This is a genomic window from Roseivirga sp. YIW32, assembly GCF_057219245.1.
Genome location: NZ_JBXVVG010000002.1, coordinates 507,740 through 527,994 on the forward strand (window position 1 = coordinate 507,740; position 20,255 = coordinate 527,994).

A 20,255-nucleotide genomic window follows, 5' to 3' on the forward strand; every position below is an offset into this window, starting at 1 on the left:
TGCATGAAAATCGGTTCAACGCCAATTCATTCTCTTTCGCATCCCGTTGCTCTTGAAAAAGGTGTTTCGCTCTATGTAAAAAGGGAAGACCTGAACCATGAACACATGTCAGGAAACAAACTCCGAAAGCTAAAATACAACCTCCTAGAGGCTAGGAAACGACAGCAGAAGACTATTCTGACGTTTGGCGGTGCTTTTTCTAACCACATTTATGCAACAGCTGCTGCTGGAAAGGCCTATGGATTCCAAACGATTGCGATCATCCGGGGAGAAGAACATTTGCCTCTTAACCCTACACTTCAATTTGCAAGAGATCAAGGCATGCTACTGTATTATCTAGACCGAACTCGTTATCGGTCCAAACACATGCCGATAATCTTGGATGATCTTCGTGAGAGATTCGGTGATTTTTACCTCATTCCTGAAGGGGGAACGAACGAACTCGCCATTCAAGGCTGCCAAGAGATCCTGTCAGACGATGAACTTCAATTCGATTACTATGCCTTGTCAGTTGGAACCGGAGGAACAATTGGGGGCATCATTCAGCGGTTAAAAGGCAAACAGCTCGTCCTTGGCTTTAGCGCACTAAAAGGAGGCTTTCTTGAAGAAGAAATAAAGAACTTGTTTAAACAATATAATCTTCCTCAATTCACTAATTGGGACATCCATAATGACTATCATTTTGGGGCGTACGCAAAAGCGACCCCAGACCTAATGGCATTCATTAAGAACATGGAGAATGCTTTCGACCTGCCCTTAGACCCGGTTTATACCGCAAAAGCCCTTTACGGCTTGCTTGACATGATCGAACAGGGTGCATTTCCTGAAGGAAGTAGCCTACTTTTTATCCATACAGGAGGCCTCCAAGGTAGGGCCGGATTTGGCCTTTAACCAAAAAGCATTTCGAAGGCATCTTTCAGCTTAGAAAAACCTTTCACTTGAATTTTCACATCAGGGGGTATCGCTTTTAATGCATGTTTTGAAATATAGATTTCCTTAAATCCCAATTTCTCTGCCTCAGCGATACGGTTTTCAATCCGATTTACTGCTCTTATTTCGCCACCAAGACCTACCTCTCCGGCAAAGGCAATGTCATCGCTAATGGGGATGTCATGATAAGCACTGACCAAAGCAGCACAAACCGCCAGATCTAGTGCGGGTTCATCGATCCGCAAGCCGCCAGCCACATTCAAAAATACATCTTGGCTACCAAAACGCAAGCCCCCTCTCTTTTCAAGAACAGCCAAAAGCATGTTAAGTCGTTTGGTGTCAAAGCCCGTCGTGCTTCTTTGTGGTGTCCCGTAAGTCGCTGCACTTACAAGGGATTGCAATTCGATCAGCAATGGTCGATTGCCTTCAATCGTAGCTCCGATGGCAACCCCGCTCAGATCATCTGCCTTTTGTGAGATCAAGATCTCCGACGGATTCGACACTTCTCTGAGGCCCGTACTCTGCATCTCATAGATGCCCAGTTCTGCCGTAGAGCCAAAACGGTTTTTAACCGTTCGCAAAATGCGATACGAAAGGTGTCTATCCCCTTCAAATTGCAAAACGGTATCAACCATGTGTTCTAATACTTTAGGTCCGGCGATACTTCCATCTTTGGTAATGTGACCGATCAGAAACACAGGTGTTTGGGTTTCCTTTGCAAAGCGCATTAGCTCAGCGGTACAATCTCTTACCTGTGAAACGGAGCCCGGTGCCGATTCTACTTTTGACGACTGCAAAGTTTGAATCGAATCAATGATCACCAACCTGGGTGCCAAGGCCTTGATTTGTAAAAATATCTGGTCAAGCCCCGTTTCTGCCAAGATCGAGCAACTGGTTTCTTCATAACCAATTCGATCCGCTCGCATTTTGATCTGCTGCTGGCTTTCCTCACCAGAAACATACAGCACATTGGTGTTCTTGGCGCTGAGGGCCAATTGCAACATCAAAGTAGATTTTCCAATTCCCGGCTCTCCACCGATCAACACCAACGACCCTCGTACGATGCCTCCTCCCAGCACACGGTTCAATTCTTGATCACCGGTCTGCATCCGCTTTTCCGCAGTCGATTGAATTTCATTCAATTTTAGCGGTTTGCTGGCCACCTTCGCCTGCCCCTCATCCGCCCATGCCTTTTCAAGAGTAGCACCTCCTTTGGCAATGCGCTCCTCAACATAGGTATTCCATTCACCGCAAGACGAGCACTTTCCTACCCATTTTGGTGAACTCACGCCACAGTTTTGGCAGACATAAACCGATTTTAACTTGGCCATACCGAAAGATAAGGAAAGCCCGCTTAATTCAGGAGTTCGCCAATGTCATCTGCCGATAACTTTTTGACAAAACTTTCTTCCGTGGTGATCAGGTCTGACGCCAAGCGGAGTTTATTCTTTTGAAGTGCTAGAATTTTTTCCTCTACCGTATTACGGGCAATGAATTTATAGGTAAACACTGTGTTTTGTTGCCCAATACGGTGCGCCCTGTCGACTGCCTGTGCTTCAATGGCGGGATTCCACCAAGGGTCTAATAGAAATACATAATCAGCACGCGTAAGATTCAACCCTAAACCACCGGCCTTCAAGGAGATCAAAAAAAGCTTCACTTTCTCATCCTCTTGAAAGCGCTCCACTTGCTTTTGTCGGTCTTTCGTCGATCCGTCCAAGTAGGCATACTCCAGTTTGCGCTCCTCAACAAAGCGCTTGACGATGGACAGATGCTTCACAAACTGGCTAAAGATGAGAATCTTATGTCCTTCACTGACGGCAGACTCGATCATGTACATGATGTCTTCTAGTTTACCGGAATCTCCCGTATAGTCCTCCTCCACCATCAGCGGGTGATTGGCCAATTGCCTAAGCTTCGTTAAGCCTTGCAGTAACAGCATCTGCGATTTTCTGACCCCCTCTTTCTCAATGGTGTCCAGGATCTTATTTCTGAAGTAGGTCTTGACCTCTTCATACTTTTCTTCCTGAGCGGCCGTCATGTCACTGAATTTGATCTGTTCTATTTTCTCAGGCAGGTCCTTGGCTACTTGTGCTTTCTGCCTTCTCATGATAAACGGCTTAATGATCACATTCAGCTTTCTGGTCTTTTCTTGATCCTGCTTCTTTTCAATCGGTAGCAGAAACTCTTCTCTAAAAAACTTTTGCGTTCCCAGCAATCCGGGGTTGATGAAGCTGACCTGAGACCAAATATCTAAAGTGCTATTTTCGAGCGGCGTACCGGTCAAGATCAAACGATATCGACTATTCAATTCCCGAACCGCTTTTGAAATAATAGAATCGGGGTTTTTGATGGCCTGAGACTCATCTAGGATAACATAATCAAAATAGAATTCCTTTAGAATGTCCTTGTCTATTCGTGTGATCCCATAGGAAGTAATCACCAGATCAAAGGACGCGAACTGCTCCGCACTCTTGACTCGGGTGGAGCCCGTATAGACCAACACCTTTAAATTAGGAGTAAACTTTTTGGCTTCGAGTTCCCAATTGTAGATCAACGAGGTGGGCATAATTAGCAAAGAAGTACGGGAAGGCTCCTCATCCTTCCTGGCTTGAAGCATCGCCAAGGTTTGGACCGTCTTCCCTAAACCCATGTCATCCGCCAAACAGCCACCAAAATTAAATTCACTCAAAAAGCGCATCCAATCATAGCCCGCTTTTTGGTATGGCCGCAGTGTCCCTTTGAACTGTTTGCTCATCGGGTATTCATCAATTGCTTCAAACCCTTGTAGCTGCTGAAGTTTACGATCCATGGTCACTTTTGCCAGCTTGCCATTTTGTAGATCCTGGATAAGCGATAAATGGTGTTTTTTAATGCGGTGCTGATGCGCTTCATGATTAACAAAGGCGAATAGCTCCGAATAATCTGCTACCCATGCATCTGGAATCACCGCGATCTCCCCATTGGGAAGCTCAAATTCACGCTTGTGCTGCTTGATCATCACACGGAGTTGCTCAAATGGGATCTCAAACTCTCCAAACTTTACGCTTGCGTGTATATCAAACCAATCGATGCCCTCGCTGACTTCAATGTCGATACTCGATTCACCTATGAAATATTTTTTGCGGTCATCACCACTCTGCTGTACTTCGATGCCTAGTTGATCAAGTTTTTCTGCATTTTCATTCAACCAGCTAAAGGCCTTTCCTCTGCCCATGGTCATGCGACCTTCCTTCAAGGCCAATCCCATGGATTGCAATTCGGTCAAGATCTCTTGTTCCAGTTTCCCGTGCCGATACACTTTGTGAAAGGTATATTGTCCATTCTCCTTTTCCAGTTGAACGGACGCCTTTGGCTGCTTTTGGTAGCTGAAGCGGTAAGGGCCATATTTCCAATCTACTTTGAACAAAATGCGGGCATCTTCACCAGCGTCCCTTGCTCCCGCACCTGACTTTTCGAAGAGGTCTCCATTAGTGGCTTGAACCAATTCAGAAAACCGAAGCCTCGGTTCCAAGTCAAATTTTTGTGTCTGAATTTCAAAGCCTTTGGCATACACGTCGAATGAAGAAACCAATTGGGTCACAAACTTCTCATAATAAGTCTCTTCAAACTTGCGAGGTATAACGATGAACTTCTTTTTGAGAAATGGCTTCAGCTTTAGTCCATCGACATTCTTTGCGAAATGAATCAGTTTGTCGCCAACGACCATAAAAGCGGGCTCATGGCAAAGCAAATACGACCCATTGTATTGCCACTCCAGCTTTTCTCCTTGAAACTTAATGGTGGGGAAGTAATGCGTATTCTCCTCATTGCGGCGAAAATGAAACAATACCGTTGCCTTGTCCTCTTTGTAATGAATGCGCTTCCAGGCCGGTTCCCCGTCCCTACCCATCTCAAAGATCATTTTCCCTGCTAGCTTGGCTAAAATTTGAGCCCTTTTTCGCTCAATGAACTCATAGATGGTTTTTTGAAGCACTTCATCTCCTGTCTCTTTTGAGAAAACCTTCAAAAAAAAGTCCGCCGGCTTGATCTTCTTTTGATAAAACTTCAGAATGATGGCTTCTTGCTGAATCTGGTCCATGAGCTTGATCAACTCAATGTCGGTTTCGTCTATAGCCGATTCAAATTCATGCGCATTCTTCGCAGAAATGTTTTGATGCTGTAGGGTAAGCCTTCCTTTGTCATCGAGCTGTACAACGAAGGACTCGAACAAATATCCCAGGTATTCGTGCTCGAATAAAGAGTAGATCAATTGGAACGGTTGGGAGGTCGATACCTTCATAGAAAGTGTAAAGCGGTTTGCAAATTAAGTAAATCTGCAAAGCGACAAAAGACCGAAACTATTCTTCTTCCGATTTTAATCGAGATGCTTTTTGTGGTCTGTCTTAGCAGCCAACACAGCCGGCCGGTAGGACGTAATTAGGGTAATAACGATCATGGAAAGGGCAACCCAAAGCACATCCGAAAAGATGAGCTTTACAGGATACGCGCTAATCAAAGAGGTTGACATCCCCATGCCTACAAGACCAAAACGCTCTTGAATCAAACAGATGAGCACGCCAAGACCAATTCCTACTAATGCGCCAGACAAGGCGATGAACGCCCCTTGTTTTAAAAAAATGGACTTGATCAATTCCGGTTTTGCACCATAGGAGATCATAACAGCAATGTCTTTCCGTTTTTCAATGGCCAGCATCGATAAACAGAAAAAAATGTTGAATGAGGCAATGGCGGTAATGAATGATAGCGCAATATAAACAAATAGCTTTTCGATCTTGACCGCGCGCAGTAAGTCTGCATGTTGTTCTTCACTATTCATCACGGTGAATTCATCTCCTAGAAATTCCTTTAGCTTTCCTTTCAAAGGTTCTATGGAAGCTCCTTCCTCTGCATAGACTTCAATGCTCGTATATCGGTCTCGATACCCGGTCAACTGTTGCACAAAGGCCAAGGAGGTCAGCACATATTTCTCATCATAAGTCTGTTCGATCTGAAAGATTCCTGAGGGATAGAGTCTTCTTTTGTTCAATGCGCTGCTTGTATTCAAGGCCCCTGCCTTCAAGTTCTTAGGAAAAATCGCCTCAATCGGTAACATATCGCTCTCGACCAAAATGCCCATTTGATAAGCTACACCAACACCTAACACAGCAAAGGTTTTTGGTCCCTCTTCAAACTTCAAATCACCTGTTAGCATGAAGGTATCGAGTTTATTCATGCGGAGGAGGTCATTACCGATACCTTTGAGACGCACCACTGCTTGCGTACTTCGGTAGTTGAACACCACGTTCTCTTCTACCACGGGAGCAACTCCTTTAATGCCCGGTATGTCTCCGATCTGATCAAGTTGCTCTTGGCTGATCTCAAAAGTTTTGCCCAATGCTCGCTCAATTTTAAGATCGGGATCGAATGTCCCATAAACCCCTTTGAGTACATTTTCTAAGCCATTGAACACCGAAAGCACAATGATGAGGGCCATTGTCCCTATGGCAACACCAACAATGGATACGATAGATAAGACCTGAATGAAATTATTAGGCTTTCTTGCGAAGAAATAGCGCCTGGCTATGTAGGTTGATACACTCACTCTTCATTGTCTTCCGTTGCAGGAGGAATATTGAGGCTGTCCAAGAGTTTATCCATTTTATCCGCTTGTTCGGCAGTAGCATCAAGAAAAAAGGCCAATTCTGGGGTCACCCTGACCTGATTGCCAATGCCTCTACCCAAAGCTCCTCTCACCTTAGATTTATTGCTATTGATGACCTCGATCAATTCGTCAGCATACTTAATGGGAAAAACGGAGATATACACCCTCGCCAAGCCAAGGTCAGGACTCATCACAACATCCGTTATCGTCACAAGCTTCCCGGCAAATTCAGATGAAAATTGCAGTGTAAAAATCTTGCTGAGTTCTTCTTTAATCAGTTTACTAAACTTTTGTTGTCTTTTCGTTCCTGCCATGGGTCAAATATCATATTTATTGCTGTATTTTCCTTATCCCAAAATTTACCTTATTTGCGGGAGATTGTAGTCCTATTGTGTTAAGTCTATTTCGGAAAAACGACCCTTTCTTAAATGTTTTGTTGATCATTTTATTGGTCATCGTTCGACTGCTCTATACGTTTTTGGGTGATCTTAACCTTCAAACGACAAGCGGAACACAAAGCTATTTACTCAACGAGGTGTTTAGTCTTTCCCTTAATGCCTATGGCCATATCTGGTTCTCGGCAGTATTTGTGATGATAAATATGCTGCTCATCAACCAACTGATCCGCTCAAACCAAGCCTTTGATGAAAACAACTACCTGGGAGGGCTGACGTATCTCTTACTCTCTAATTCTGCTATTCCATTTTTCCAGCTAAGTGGTTCTTTAGTGGCCAGTACCTGCCTTCTTCTTGCGCTTTCCCTCATACTTCATCATGTAAAGCAACGGGCCTCTGAAGAGAATCTCTTTTTTACCGGTGTGTTGATCGGGCTCTCTGTACTCTTCTACTCACCACTTGCGATTTTTTTACCCCTTACCTTATTGGTCTACGTTTTCTACACAAGAACCATTCCCAGGAGGTATGTCCTCGCAACCTTTGGTTTCTGTTTTCCTTTCATTGTGACCTATAGTATCTCATTGTATGGAGCCAAGACTTTTCCACTATCCTTCTTTTTTGAGAACCTTTTCTCACGCAGTATTGCTGAAGATAACCTACTGTCGTTCTTTTTCGTCCTGGTCCCTCTCTTATTAATGATGAGTAAGTTGTTAGGTTCTTTCAATGGATTGAAAATGACGAATCACCAGATCCACTTTCATCGGATCATGTTCCTACTCTTTCTGTCTGCTATCTATCTATTTTTCGCAGCCGGTCAAACCTTTGGCTTAGTATGGGTATTGAGCATTCCTGCAACTTATTTCATTTGCAAGAGCTTATTGGAGATGCAAAGGCCATGGGTAAGAAATACCGTGTTTTTCCTATTGCTTTGTGAGTTGAGCTACCCTTATTTATCAGCAGCTTATTTTTGACACCCGACGTGAATGTCGCCCCCCCTCAAAATCAGTGGTCAGAAATGTTTTCACCATCTCCAAGGCCTCCTTATAGGAAACAAATCGAGCAGGGACGCAAATGATGTTAGCATCATTATGTTGCCTCGACAAAGCAGCTAATTCTTGATTCCAAACTAGGGCTCCTCGTATTTCTTGATGCTTATTGACGGTCATACAAACACCGTTACCACTCCCGCAAATGGCAATACCCTGTTCTACCTTACCGTTAACCACTGCATCAGCCAATGGATGAACATAATCGGGGTAGTCTACAGAATCTGCAGTATTCGGACCTAAGTCGACTACCTCATAACCCATTTCCAATAAATCCTTGCTCAACTGCACTTTAAAATCGAACCCTGCGTGGTCTCCTGCAATGCCTACTTTTTTCATTTTTCTTCTTTTTCTGCTCTTTTTTCAATCCTTCTCGAAATAAAAATACTCACCTCATAAAGGAAAAGTAAAGGGAAAGCGATCAGCAATTGACTAATGACATCAGGTGGAGTGATCACCGCTGAAATTATCAATATGGCCACAACAGAATGCCTTCTATACGCCTTCATTAAACGGGGTGTAATAATCCCTGCCTTGGAAAGGAAATAAGTAACCACGGGCAATTGAAACATAATTCCACATGCCAATGCCAAAGTTGACACTAAGCCTACCAAAGAATTAATGTCAATGATGTTTTGAATAACATCAGAAAGGGTATAATTCGCCAAGAAGTTGATGCTGAGCGGTGTTACGATGAAATACCCAAAGGCAATGCCAGACAGAAATAAAAAGGTGACAACCGCGACAGCTCCCCTTGACGCATTCTTCTCTTGCGTCCTTAGTCCGGGCTTGATGAAGCGCCAGATCTCCCAAAAAGTATATGGAAATGCTAAAATTAGCCCAACAATTAATGACGACTTGATGTGCAACGTGAATTGCCCCGTGATCTGGCGGTTTTGAATATCGATAGGAATATCTGCGCCAAGACACAACAAAGGCGATCGCAACAAATCGGCCAATTCGCATAACTTCTGATAGGTCCAAAAGTCAGCCCTTGTAGGGCCAAAAATAATTTCGTTCCAAACAAAGTCTTTGGCCAAGAAGGCTAAAATGGAAAAGGCAAAAATCGCTATTGCTGAACGGATAAGGTGCCACCTCAGTTCCTCGAGGTGATCAAGGAAACTCATTTCCTTTTCATCAATATCCTGTAATTGATCGAGTGCCAATTATGCCTTAAATAAAGGGAAACCTGACATCCATGTGTTCACCTCTGCTTTGATCGCGCTGAGCTTCGCTTCGTTCTCATGATTGATCAACGCGTCATCGATCAAGTCCACAATCTTTACCATATCGGCTTCGTTCAAGCCCCTCGTGGTGATCGCTGCAGTACCTACACGCATACCAGAGGTCACAAATGGCGATCTATCGTCAAAAGGCACCATGTTCTTGTTGATTGTGATATCGGCTTTACCTAAGGTTTCTTCTGCAACCTTACCTGAAATCTGCTTAGACCTTAGGTCGATCAACATCAAATGATTATCCGTTCCATCCGATATGATGTGGTAGCCTCTTTCGACAAAGGCTTGCGCCATCGCAGTGGCATTTTTCTTTACTTGTAGCACATAGTGCATGTACTCGTCCGTGAGTGCTTCACCAAAGGCGACTGCTTTGGCGGCGATCACATGCTCTAAAGGACCTCCTTGTGTTCCAGGAAAGACCCCGGAGTCCAACAGTTGAGACATCATTCGTGTCCCTCCCTTTGGAGTAGTTAATCCCCAAGGATTTTCAAAATCTTCCCCCATCATGATCAAGCCACCACGAGGGCCACGAAGTGTTTTATGAGTCGTAGTGGTTACGATGTGACAATGAACCAAGGGGTCATTAAGTAGTCCGCGTGCAATTAAACCGGAAGGATGTGAAATATCAGCTAGCAACAAGGCACCAATTTCATCGGCTATGCTGCGTAGACGCGCATAATCCCAATCTCTACTATAGGCAGAGGCTCCACAAATGATCATCTGTGGATTTTCTCTTTTGGCCGTTTCTTCGACCACGTCCCAATTGATCAGGCCGGTTTCCTTTTCAACACCGTAGAAATACGGTTGGTAAAACTTACCGGAAAAATTCACGGGAGAACCATGTGTTAAATGACCTCCATGAGAAAGGTCAAAGCCTAATATTTTATCTCCGGGTTTCAAGCATGCCAACATAACGGCGGCATTAGCCTGTGCACCAGAGTGCGGTTGCACATTTGCCCAAGCTGCTCCAAAGAGTTCCTTTACCCGGTCGATCGCAATATTCTCCACTTGATCAACCACCTCACAGCCTCCATAATACCGCTTACCAGGTAAGCCCTCAGCGTATTTATTCGTGAGCACGGAACCCATGGCGTTGATTACATCTTCAGAAGCATAATTCTCTGACGCAATCAGCTCAATTCCGTTGGTTTGTCTTTCTTTTTCTTTTTGAATGAGATCGAAAACAATGGTGTCTTTAGGCATGGATTTCTTTTTTGCCAAAAATAAGCCTTGCCCGTGGAAATACAATGAATAGAGTAGGCAGATAATTAAACTGCTGATCAGCTAATTACGGAGAGAATTGTTTCTAAGACCTGGGTTTGGGTAAATGGCTTTCCAATGTAGCCATCCAACTTATATTTTTTAATGGCTTCACTGACTTCATCGTAAGAGTAAGTTGTGTATGCCAAGATTGGAACCGGACGATCGCGAAAATTTTGACTATCGCGAATCATTTTTGTGGCTTCAAACCCATCAATCAACGGCATATGTAGGTCCATCAATACCACATCCACCTGATGAGCATGGAAGGTTTGCAGTCCTTCTTTCGCTGAAAACGCTTTTAAGGCGCTTGCTCCAAACTTACACAGCGTTTTTTCTGCAACGCTCAAGTTGATCGGATTGTCATCAATGACTAAAATGGTCTTATTCGCAAGGATCAATCGGTCGTCATTGACCGCACTTTGCCTTTGGCCGTAAATTTCATCCGTGGAAAGGATTTCATTATCTAAAAGAAAGTAAGACCTTGCACCCATAATATTTGTCTGTATATTATTAGTGATTTTCAGATAGGAAAAGTCACCCTTCGACACGGTTTTTTTTCAAAAAAATTTTCATCACCTAACAATTTGACATTAAACATGATGTTTCCTGCTTTTTATGTGACTATTCCTTCTCGTTTGAAAATATTTCAAATATTTCTGCCTCCTTTGGGTGACCTTTGTCCTGTCTCAATCACTAAATAATACCGAGCATGCGTGAGGCTTCCTTAATCAATCGCCTGCATAAAGGTGACAAGACCGCTCTCGAAGAGATCTATAAAGCATATCGAAGTGGTTTTATCAATTGGATCACCTATGCACACAAATGCTCAGATGAAGAGGCTATTGATATATATCAATACTCCATCATCTCCTTCTACGAAAACGTTGTGGATGGATCAGTTGAAGAAATGAATGACGCAGGAATCAAGACATATCTCTATTCCATCGGTAAGAACAAACTATTAGCTGATGCCCGAAAACAGGCGAAGATATCTTACCAAGAAGAGTTAGAAGATATGGAATTGATCGAAAATGACGAGGCCGAACTAGGAAATGAACGAAAGCAATTCTTAGCCAGTGTACTTCAAAATTTAGGAGAACCTTGTAGTCAACTTTTGAAACTATTCTATTTCAATAATCTCTCAACAGATGAGATTGCTGAGATCATGAACTATAAAAATGGAAACACGGTAAAAAATTTAAAATACAAGTGTATCCAAAGGATTAAGAAAGAATTGAACAGAGACCAATGAATAATTTAGAACTAATTGATGGCTACCTCTCTGGTAGACTCGACAAGAAAGACAAAGCGGCTTTTGACGAAGCATTAGCGCTGGATCATGAATTCGTTGAGGAATTTCAGGAGGTAAAAGAGATTCAAGAAGGTATTAGGGCTCTGTCAAGAAAAGAAGCCCTCAGCTTTATACAGGAAGTTGAGGAGGAAGTACAACACAGAGAATCAACCCTAAACAACAATAAAATGAAGAAGACGATTGTTGCTGCAGCCAGTTTCATACTGATTGCGGCTTTTAGTTTCTTCACCCTATCCAACAATACAGAAGACTCAACACTTCAAGGTATCTATGAGAAGAATTACGAATCCTATGATAATATCTATGGTATCGTAAGGGGTGAGAATGAAGAGGAAGCAACGCTTGCTACCGAGGCTTTTAGAGCTTATGATCTTGGAAATTACAGTCTTGCAGCAGCGAACTTCAGCGAACTCGTAAAAACAGAGCGCAAGGCCATTAATTATTTTTACATGGGGCTATCCAATTTGGAAGCCAAAAATCTAGATATGGCCATTCAGAACTTAAATGCTACCATCAATAACTTTGATGAATTCGATGCCCAAGCTGCGTGGTATTTGTCATTAGCACATCTGTCAAACGGTGACGAAGATGCTGCCGTTGCGAGCTTGTTTGGTTTGACCTTAGAGAATTCGATCTATAAGAACAAAGCTGAAGCTGTCTTGAGAGAGATGGGGTTAAGCGCTACCTCTTTGGATGGAGGAGTTATCACGGACGTAAAACTTAGACCAAAAGAAGATGCTGCACCTAGTGGTGCCTTTGATTTTGATGGCCGAAGAAGAATACAGTTTGGGTTTGCCATCTCAGAAACCGATGGTAAAACCTATCGATTCCTGACAGATCAGCCTATTTATGGACTACATGTAGGTTCTGAGGTAGAGATGATCGTAATCCGAAGAAGTAAAGGAGACCGAGATGGTTTCGCCTTTATCTTAGGAGAGCGTTAGTAAAGACCTTCTTTCCAAACACACACGAACACGCGAGAAAGAGAGCTTAATAAGTTCTCTTTCTTTTTTTTATGGTCACGACAGATAGTAACAATAGAATTACCACCAAGCCATAGACCAAATAATCATTGCCTTGGTCTTCAAAGTGCATATCCTCTCCCAAGTGAACAAACGAAGCCCAATAAAAAGGATGGGCAAAATATACATCTGCATTCTGTAGATAGTTCTTTTTGGCCAGGTCTAAAGACTTGTTGATTGAATGTCCATCATCAATAAAGGATGTATACATCGATTCTATGAGTTTTGAGGTTACTTTATCGTTGACCTTCCATAGACTCATGACTACGGATGGTACCCCAGACAAAGCAAAGCCGCGTGCAATACTAAAAGTGCCTTCTCCTTTGTTCAGCATACCTGATCCACTTTCACAAGCGCTCAAAATAGCCAACCTGGCGTTTAGCCCTGCCAAATAAAGATCAGAGGTGCTTAGCGCCCTATCCTCTCCTGAACTAAAGATCAAACGCGCGTCGTATTTACTCAAGGTATCGGACTCGCCATGCACTGCTAGGTGGATAATATCATAGTCTTTCGATAGGTCCATGAATTGTTCTTTTGATGCCGAGTTAATGAAGGTGCCCTTGTAGGAGGCCTTTAAAGAGTTAATCTCTTTTTCCGTACCGGGTAGAGGAGCGTATCCATCAACCGTAAGATCATTCGAAAAACCAAGCCCTAGTACTTTTTTAGGGGCTCTTATCGATTGTTTATCAGACACGGTCAACGAAGAGAGTTCATAACGAATTGCATATTGTTTAATGAGGAAGTTCATTTGATCGAGGCTTTCACCCGAATAGCTTGAAAGTAACGCCTCAAAAGGTAGCCTTGCCAAATATTGGTCGGGTATGATCACGATTTTCCGGATGTTTTTCAGGTCGTTCAAAGCAGGTGCCAACAGCTGCTCGAAAAGAAAAGCAGCATTTCTTCCATAGGTCTCCGCGTCCTGTTTGAATGTTTCGATTTTCGGAGGCTCCACCAGATAGACCAACACCTCGCTCAGAGTGTTTTCAAACTTGTTGTCTCGTTCAATCCGATGAAAAAAGATTTCTCCCTTTGTGGTTCCCAGTAAGTAAACAAATTGCTCTCCGTAGAAATACTCGACACGCAAGGTCCCTCTTTCAGTCACCCCCTTTTTCATGGGATCATTGAATAGCATATCATACCCCGTCCAATTGGCTGCCTGCAGTTCTTGATCAATGCTGTCTAAAACAACGGCTAAATTGGCCCGAAGCTCAAGCAACGAATCATTTAATGAAACAATGGAATCGCTCGTGACGCTGTTGTCGATCAATGAATAAAAAATGCCCTCCAGCTTATCCAGTTTCTTTTTGTAATTACTGAATCGTTGTTTGAGCCTTTGGTCAACAATATTATTGTTCACCTTTTCGTATTCAGCCGATTGCTCCAAAAAGAGAATGGACTTACTCAGTCTGGCAAACTTTAGCGCTTCTAGAAAGTAGTCATCCGATTTCTTCTCTTGGTAAAGTTGATAAGCCGTTTCAATGGCAGATTCATAAACAGAGCGAAACTCCTCAGAAAGAAAAAGTTTACCCTCGGTGGCCTCGAATTCTTGTCTTCTGCGCAACAGAATCTCATGAATGTTTGAGGCATATGTTAAGCCCTGTTCTTTAAGCGATACATCATCAAGACTATCGATGGAGATGTCTTTGAATAGCGCTGCCTTTCGGGCAACCGTTGCCAACTGATCTAAAGAAAGATCTTGAGTAGAATCATAGGGAAATTCATACCACGGCCTGTCATTATTTGGCAATGAATTAAATAAAGCAGAGTCATAATTGAGTAAGGCCAATTCAATAGACCTTCTTTGATTGTGGTAATCACCGATATCATCAAATGGCTGGTGCAACAGTGTCGATGGCATTGAAATTTCATTTTTCAGTATATCCAAGCCCCTTAGGTAATAGTCTAACCCTTCCGCTTCTCTTCCTGTGTTGATCAAGCAATTGCCAATATTGAAAAGCATTTTTCCATAGAAGACTGCTTTTATTGGCTCTTCTGTTCCAATGGCCAAAGAGCCTTTGAGATAATCCAAGGCCTGATCATACTCACCCATTTGACTATAGATCAACCCGATGTTACCCATAACAGCATAGTATTCTTCGTACTGCTCAATAGAAATATTCTCTCGTTCCATTACTTCAAGCAGTTGCATTCCGGTTTTCAATGCTTCATTGTAATCCTTTCGATAGAGCAAAACATCCATCAGGTTTTTGAATGAATTGGCATAGACTTCAAAGCCATCATCCTCTTTCAGCACGGCCTGTTTATTCTCTTGTGCATAGCGATACCCTTGAATAGCATAGGTCAGTGCCCTCTCATAATCACCTATTTCAATGTACATGTCGGGAAAGTCTTGCAGAATGTAGAGGATTTCGTATTCGTTTCTTGTTTGCTTATTTAGCTCCCTTTGGTACCGAAGGTTGACATAAGTTAAAAGCGTATCAGTACTGCCGTTTGAATAAGAGTAGGTGTAATACTTGTAGTCGACAATGTCCTCATAAAGTACCGTGTCAATCGTTAAGGCGCTGTTGTACAGCTCCATCGTAGTATCCATCAGTGAGCGCGCCTGGAAAAAATCATAGGTTCGATAGTTAAACTGCGCAAGGGTAAAATAGACCCTGGCCAAAAGCAAATCGTCAGTTGTTAGATGTTGTTTAGCTAACGCGGCCGCTTCTTTAATATAGGGAAAAGCATCAGGATAGTCTTTATCAGGTAATCTTCTATACACCCTGGCCTTAAGTTCTAGGGCAGCGATAAGTGACCTCATGTCGTTGCTTCTTCTAAAAAGGTCAATTTTACGGTCTAGCTCAGCGTTTGCACGGGCAAAGGATCTTACCCCCTGTAAGGAATCCGCTACCGCCAGTTCGCTCGGAGGGTGTTGGTCATAGGTTTTTATTGGCAGATCTTGAGCCTGAATGACTTGAAAGCCAAAGACACAAGTCAGAAGTAATAATATGTATGCCTTGCCGTTGCCCAAAAATCTGTGTTAAGGTGATGAATGAAGATACAAAGAACCATTAATGCCTGCAACAAGACAAATTTAAGAACACATTAAGGATTAATACGTTTTCACTACGTGAGGATACTATTAAAAACACCTGTGGAGCAAGAATGGAGAGCCGTTAAAGCCGGTTTCAATGACGATCTTTTTCTACAACTTAACCCCCCAATACCCAAAGTAAAGCTATTGCAGTTCGATGGATCAAAAAAAGGAGATACTGTGTCAATGGAATTGAACTTTATCTTGTGGAAAGATCAATGGACGAGTATAATTACCTCCGATAGCGAAAATCAAGGAGGATTCGACTTTGTAGATGAGGGAAAGCGGCTTCCTTTTCCTTTTAAAAAATGGAGGCATCACCATAAAGTTGAGGCACAAGGCAGTGGTTCTGTTATTATTGATGATATTCAGTACAGGACTAGCCTTTACATCATGGATTATTTGATCTACCCTTTGCTCTATCTGCAGTTTTTATACCGAAAGCCTGTTTATAAGAAAGTTTTTGGTTTAGGAAATGCTAAAAAATAAGTTTCGGTCGACACGTTAGCCTATGCGAAAGGTTCTTTTTATATCATTAGTTCTTTTTGGCTTTTTGAGCAGTGCTTACGCTCAACAGTCGTTTGGCTATCTATTTCAAAAAGGAGCAATACGAGACAGCATTCGGTTTACGAACGAAAGCAATCTCATCGTCATACCGATAAAGATCAATGGGAAAGGACCTTATAAGTTTATTCTTGACACAGGGTCTGAATCAGGTATGATCTTCGACGAGAGTATTATTGATACATCCTATATCGCACAGAATCGCGTAGTCCCTATTTATTCTGGAAACGGTGAGTTAGTGACCGAGCTTTTGGTTGCACTATCGCTTGACATCACATTTGGAGGTATTCGAGGAAAAAGCCAGTCCATGCTTGTTTTTCAAGAATACAATCTGGATATCCGCAATGCACTAGGAGTTGATGCCAGGGGCATATTAGGATCCGAAGTTTTTAACCGATTCATCGTTGAGGTCAATTACGAAGAGGAGTTATTGATTCTCCACGACCCAAGAACTTTCAAGAAACCACGAGGCTATAAAAAGGTGCCCATCGAGTTAAAAGACTCACGTCCTTTTGTAGAAGTCAGCATCAAACAGAAGGGTCAGCGAAGGGCCAAAGTGAACCTGCTTGTGGATTCCGGAGCTAGTAGTCCCCTTTTCTTGGATGCAGAAAATAACGAGAACATCACTATTCCCAAAGAAAACATCCATCACACTGTTGGGAATGGATTAACCGGCATCATTGATGGCAAGGTTGGCCGGGTCAAACGATTGAAGATTGGGACCTTTAAGTTCTCTAATGTGGTGACTTCATTTCCAATCAACTGGGAAATCGAAAAAAAGATCAAGGACACTGATAACGACTTGATTCGATATGGCACCATTGGGTCTGACGCTCTTTCAAGATTCCATGTCATTTATGATTACTTGAATGAAGTCATATACCTTAAAGCGAATAAAAAATACAGAAACAAGTTTCACTTCAATACCATTGGCTTTAGGATTGTCGCTTTAGGAGAAGAATACAATGAATTCTATGTGAGCGAACTAATCCAAAACTCTGATGCGTCAAAAATCGGGATCAACGTAGGAGATCAAATCTTTGCCATCAATGGTAGGCCTGTTTCTTCTTTTAAATTCTCCGAGATCAATTCCATTTTACGCGCTGAACCCGCAACCAAAACCATTTTGATCCTACGCAGAAATGGTGTCCTGATTAAAAAAGTGATCAAGCATAAAAAATTGATATAAAAAAAGCCCCTTCAATTTAAAGAGGCTTTTTCTATATACATACTTACTTATTACTTCGGATCTAGAATATCATTTACTCTAATGAGCGCATCTTCCAAATGGATCTTGCTCATTCTATCCCTTGTTCTTGGGATTGCCGCTCTGATCGCAGACTGCATCGTTTTCAGCTCTGCTCTTACAACAGGTCGGATGTCAGATTGTTTGGCATTGATGCTAGGACCAAATGAGCTCGTTAACTCTCCTGTCATTAGGGTCTCCAAGCGATCAATATGCGCTCTTTGTAAGTTTCTACGGTAGGTATCAATGGTTGCACCTGTCCTCAACTCACTCCAAATGCCTTGTCTTAGGTCTGCCATCATTTCAAGCATACCATAAGCATCATTCCCGTTTAAGGTTTCATTCTCAATGATTCTACCTAGCTTTCTCCATTCAAGGGTCGAGTTCAACGCCCTTACTTGCATCGATCTCATGGATTCCACCGTACCATAATCTCTTAGTCGGTTAATGATCTCATCATCGATCATCCACTCTGGAGTTTGGAACAATTGCTCGTTCAAGAAGGCCATGGCCTCTTTTTGTTTGTCTTTTGGCGCATGCGTATAGATCACGCCTTCTTGGTCGGCATTTTTATAATCTTCCTTCACACCACCAATGTAGCGGCCAACATGACCCATGTAACGATTGAATTGAGATTGTACCTCACCATACATTTCAGCAAGCTCTGAATAATCAGAACCTTCAACATAGGTCCAATCTCTCAAATTATTCATGATCACCTTAAGGTTTTTGATACCATACATGCTTGCCTTCATGGCGTCATCACCAAGGTCTTCACTTTGAGCGGTGTAATCATTTGGATTGCCTTGACGGCCGTACCTGTACAATGGATCTCCTTTTTTGTCTTCGATCCACTTTCTTAACGTTGGTAATTCGTCTTCAGGAGAATCCGCATCCAGAATAGGTCGGTAACCCCAAGCGATGGCATACTTATCGTATTCACCTACTTCAGGCATTAAAGCAACCCCTTCGTCACCAGGCTGCGCGATGTAATTGAATCGTGCATAGTCCATGATGGAAGGCGCAGTACCCATTTTCTTGGTGAAGCTTGGTGAACGCAAGGAATCCACAGGGTAAGCTACTGAAGAAGCAAAGTTATGCGGTAAACCTAAGGTATGGCCAACCTCATGCGAGGAAACGAAACGAATCAAACGAGACATTACGGCATCATCAAACTCCGGGCTTTGTGCCATTGGGTTAATCGCAGCTGTTTGCACGAAGAACCATCTTCTCAACAAGGTCATTACATTGTGGTACCAGTTGATATCACTTTCTAAGATCTCACCAGAACGAGGATCACTCACGTGAGGTCCATTCGCATTTGGAATTGGTGAGGCCAAATAACGTACGACTGAATAACGTACATCTTCAGGACTCCAATCAGGATCTTCTTCAGGGCTTGGCGGGTCCGCAGCTATGATGGCGTTCTTGAAACCTGCCGCCTCGAAAGCCACTTGCCAATCTTCGATACCGTCTTTGATCGCTTGTCTCCACTGCTCAGGAGTCGCACGGTCTACATAATAGACAATCGGCTCTTTTGGCTCAACAAGCTCCCCTCTTTTGAATTTTTCGATGTCCTCGTCTTTTACTTCAAGTCTCCATCTGTCGAGGTATCTTACTGTTTTCGACTGCTGAGCATCTAGACCGTAATCAGTAGTTCCTCTAGCAAACCACCCTACTCGTCTGTCATACATTCTTCGCTGCATAGGAACCTCCGGCAACAAGATCATGGAGTTGCTCATGAGTACAGAAATAGACCCATCGTCTCTTGCTGAAGGCGAACTACTTGCCAAATACGTTTTCACGTGTCTCAACTCAATGTTCTCAGGATAACTGCTTACTCTTTCTACATAAGACCTTTCGTTGTCTAAGCGAGTGACTCTATACTGTGTTCGGTAACGTTGAGGAAAGCCTAAAGGCTTGATGTCTTTGGTCAACAAGCCTGTCGCTTCGATCACAACGCCAGAAGAATCTTTTGACATGGCTTTAATTGGGAAAGAAGCCAAGATCGGCGCGAAATTAGAGTTTTCAACGGCCTCCGCAATTGGCAAACTGTCTGCCGCAGTTACAACGGTAGAGATAATTCTCACGTTGATTTGATCATTCACACGTTCCCAACGCAACATTTGTGTGTTGGTCTTTCCTCCACCAAAACCTATGCCTGAGGCAGTTTTAGCGATTCGAGTCACCATGAGCATGTCTCTGCCCAATAGGTCATTAGGAATCTCAAAGAAATACTTGTCATCCAATACGTGGACGTTGAACAAGCCCTCATCTGTTTCTGCATCGGATGTAATGACTTTATCAAAAGGCTGAATGCCTCCTTTTTTAGGTGCTGGTTTTTTTGCCTGCTCAGCAGCAGCGGCCTTCTTTTTAGCCTCTTCTTCCTGTTGTCTTTTCTTTTTTCTGCTTTGTGCATCAGCATCAACTGTACCCAAGGTGAGTACAAAAAGCATCAATAAAGACAACAATACTTTTCCATTAAGTTTCTGTCTTATCATCTTACTTAGGTTTATTTAGTTTCATGAAAGTATGTTTTTAAACTTATATTCAAAAAA

At 42.8% G+C, this 20,255-nt stretch carries 16 protein-coding genes; 6 read left to right on the forward strand and 10 right to left on the reverse strand.

The features are described from left to right. Positions 1–3: 3 nt before the first annotated feature. Complete coding sequence (locus AC2D6U_RS11050; protein ID WP_484721044.1) at positions 4–891, forward strand: 1-aminocyclopropane-1-carboxylate deaminase/D-cysteine desulfhydrase; 888 nt, start codon at positions 4–6, stop codon at positions 889–891. Here AC2D6U_RS11050 and radA read toward each other — a convergent pair. The 4 genes from radA to rbfA all read right to left on the reverse strand — a co-directional run bounded on the left by radA (position 888) and on the right by rbfA (position 6,888). Next, complete coding sequence (gene radA, locus AC2D6U_RS11055; RefSeq protein WP_484721045.1) at positions 888–2,261, reverse strand: DNA repair protein RadA; 1,374 nt, start codon at positions 2,259–2,261, stop codon at positions 888–890. The genes AC2D6U_RS11050 and radA overlap by 4 nt on opposite strands. 23 nt (positions 2,262–2,284) lie before the next feature. Continuing rightward, positions 2,285–5,212: a DEAD/DEAH box helicase gene (locus AC2D6U_RS11060; protein WP_484721046.1), complete on the reverse strand. Its 2,928-nt coding sequence runs from the start codon at positions 5,210–5,212 to the stop codon at positions 2,285–2,287. A gap of 75 nt (positions 5,213–5,287) precedes the next feature. Beyond that, positions 5,288–6,514: an ABC transporter permease gene (locus AC2D6U_RS11065; protein WP_484721047.1), complete on the reverse strand. Its 1,227-nt coding sequence runs from the start codon at positions 6,512–6,514 to the stop codon at positions 5,288–5,290. Next, the gene (gene rbfA / locus AC2D6U_RS11070; protein WP_484721048.1) at positions 6,511–6,888 is read right to left on the reverse strand and encodes a 30S ribosome-binding factor RbfA; all 378 of its coding nucleotides are present in this window, start codon (positions 6,886–6,888) and stop codon (positions 6,511–6,513) included. The genes AC2D6U_RS11065 and rbfA overlap by 4 nt, the downstream gene beginning before the upstream one ends. A 122-nt stretch (positions 6,889–7,010) precedes the next feature. Between rbfA and AC2D6U_RS11075 the strand changes: the two genes are divergently transcribed. After that, entirely contained in the window at positions 7,011–7,940 is a 930-nt protein-coding gene (locus AC2D6U_RS11075) for a DUF6427 family protein (RefSeq protein WP_484721049.1), read from the forward strand. On the opposite strand, the gene AC2D6U_RS11080 is transcribed toward AC2D6U_RS11075, so the two are convergent. From AC2D6U_RS11080 to AC2D6U_RS11095, 4 genes are all read right to left on the reverse strand, one after another. Further along, the gene (locus AC2D6U_RS11080) at positions 7,923–8,354 is read right to left on the reverse strand and encodes an RpiB/LacA/LacB family sugar-phosphate isomerase (RefSeq protein ID WP_484721050.1); all 432 of its coding nucleotides are present in this window, start codon (positions 8,352–8,354) and stop codon (positions 7,923–7,925) included. The genes AC2D6U_RS11075 and AC2D6U_RS11080 overlap by 18 nt on opposite strands. Further along, positions 8,351–9,181 (reverse strand): twin-arginine translocase subunit TatC, encoded by an 831-nt coding sequence (tatC, locus tag AC2D6U_RS11085; RefSeq protein ID WP_484721051.1) that lies wholly within the window; start codon positions 9,179–9,181, stop codon positions 8,351–8,353. Before tatC ends, AC2D6U_RS11080 begins: the two co-directional genes overlap by 4 nt. Then, positions 9,182–10,456 (reverse strand): serine hydroxymethyltransferase, encoded by a 1,275-nt coding sequence (gene glyA / locus AC2D6U_RS11090; RefSeq protein WP_484721766.1) that lies wholly within the window; start codon positions 10,454–10,456, stop codon positions 9,182–9,184. A gap of 77 nt (positions 10,457–10,533) precedes the next feature. Next, positions 10,534–11,007 carry a response regulator gene (locus tag AC2D6U_RS11095; RefSeq protein WP_484721052.1) on the reverse strand — a complete coding sequence of 158 codons (474 nt, stop codon included), beginning with the start codon at positions 11,005–11,007 and terminating at the stop codon, positions 10,534–10,536. A gap of 218 nt (positions 11,008–11,225) precedes the next feature. On the opposite strand from AC2D6U_RS11095, the gene AC2D6U_RS11100 reads away from it, so the two are divergent. Both AC2D6U_RS11100 and AC2D6U_RS11105 read left to right on the forward strand, forming a co-directional pair. Beyond that, on the forward strand, positions 11,226–11,768 hold the full coding sequence (locus AC2D6U_RS11100; protein WP_484721053.1) for an RNA polymerase sigma factor: 543 nt from the start codon (positions 11,226–11,228) through the stop codon (positions 11,766–11,768). Further along, positions 11,765–12,772: a tetratricopeptide repeat protein gene (locus AC2D6U_RS11105; RefSeq protein ID WP_484721054.1), complete on the forward strand. Its 1,008-nt coding sequence runs from the start codon at positions 11,765–11,767 to the stop codon at positions 12,770–12,772. Before AC2D6U_RS11100 ends, AC2D6U_RS11105 begins: the two co-directional genes overlap by 4 nt. 46 nt (positions 12,773–12,818) lie before the next feature. Here AC2D6U_RS11105 and AC2D6U_RS11110 read toward each other — a convergent pair whose 3' ends face one another. Continuing rightward, positions 12,819–15,824 (reverse strand): CHAT domain-containing protein, encoded by a 3,006-nt coding sequence (locus AC2D6U_RS11110; RefSeq protein ID WP_484721055.1) that lies wholly within the window; start codon positions 15,822–15,824, stop codon positions 12,819–12,821. A gap of 99 nt (positions 15,825–15,923) precedes the next feature. Here AC2D6U_RS11110 and AC2D6U_RS11115 point away from each other — a divergent pair, with 99 nt between their 5' ends. Beyond that, complete coding sequence (locus AC2D6U_RS11115; RefSeq protein ID WP_484721056.1) at positions 15,924–16,376, forward strand: SRPBCC family protein; 453 nt, start codon at positions 15,924–15,926, stop codon at positions 16,374–16,376. Positions 16,377–16,398: 22 nt separating this feature from the next. Next, positions 16,399–17,640 carry an aspartyl protease family protein gene (locus AC2D6U_RS11120; protein ID WP_484721057.1) on the forward strand — a complete coding sequence of 414 codons (1,242 nt, stop codon included), beginning with the start codon at positions 16,399–16,401 and terminating at the stop codon, positions 17,638–17,640. 50 nt (positions 17,641–17,690) lie between these two features. On the opposite strand, the gene AC2D6U_RS11125 is transcribed toward AC2D6U_RS11120, so the two are convergent. Beyond that, entirely contained in the window at positions 17,691–20,198 is a 2,508-nt protein-coding gene (locus tag AC2D6U_RS11125; RefSeq protein WP_484721058.1) for a zinc-dependent metalloprotease, read from the reverse strand. Positions 20,199–20,255: the final 57 nt, after the last annotated feature.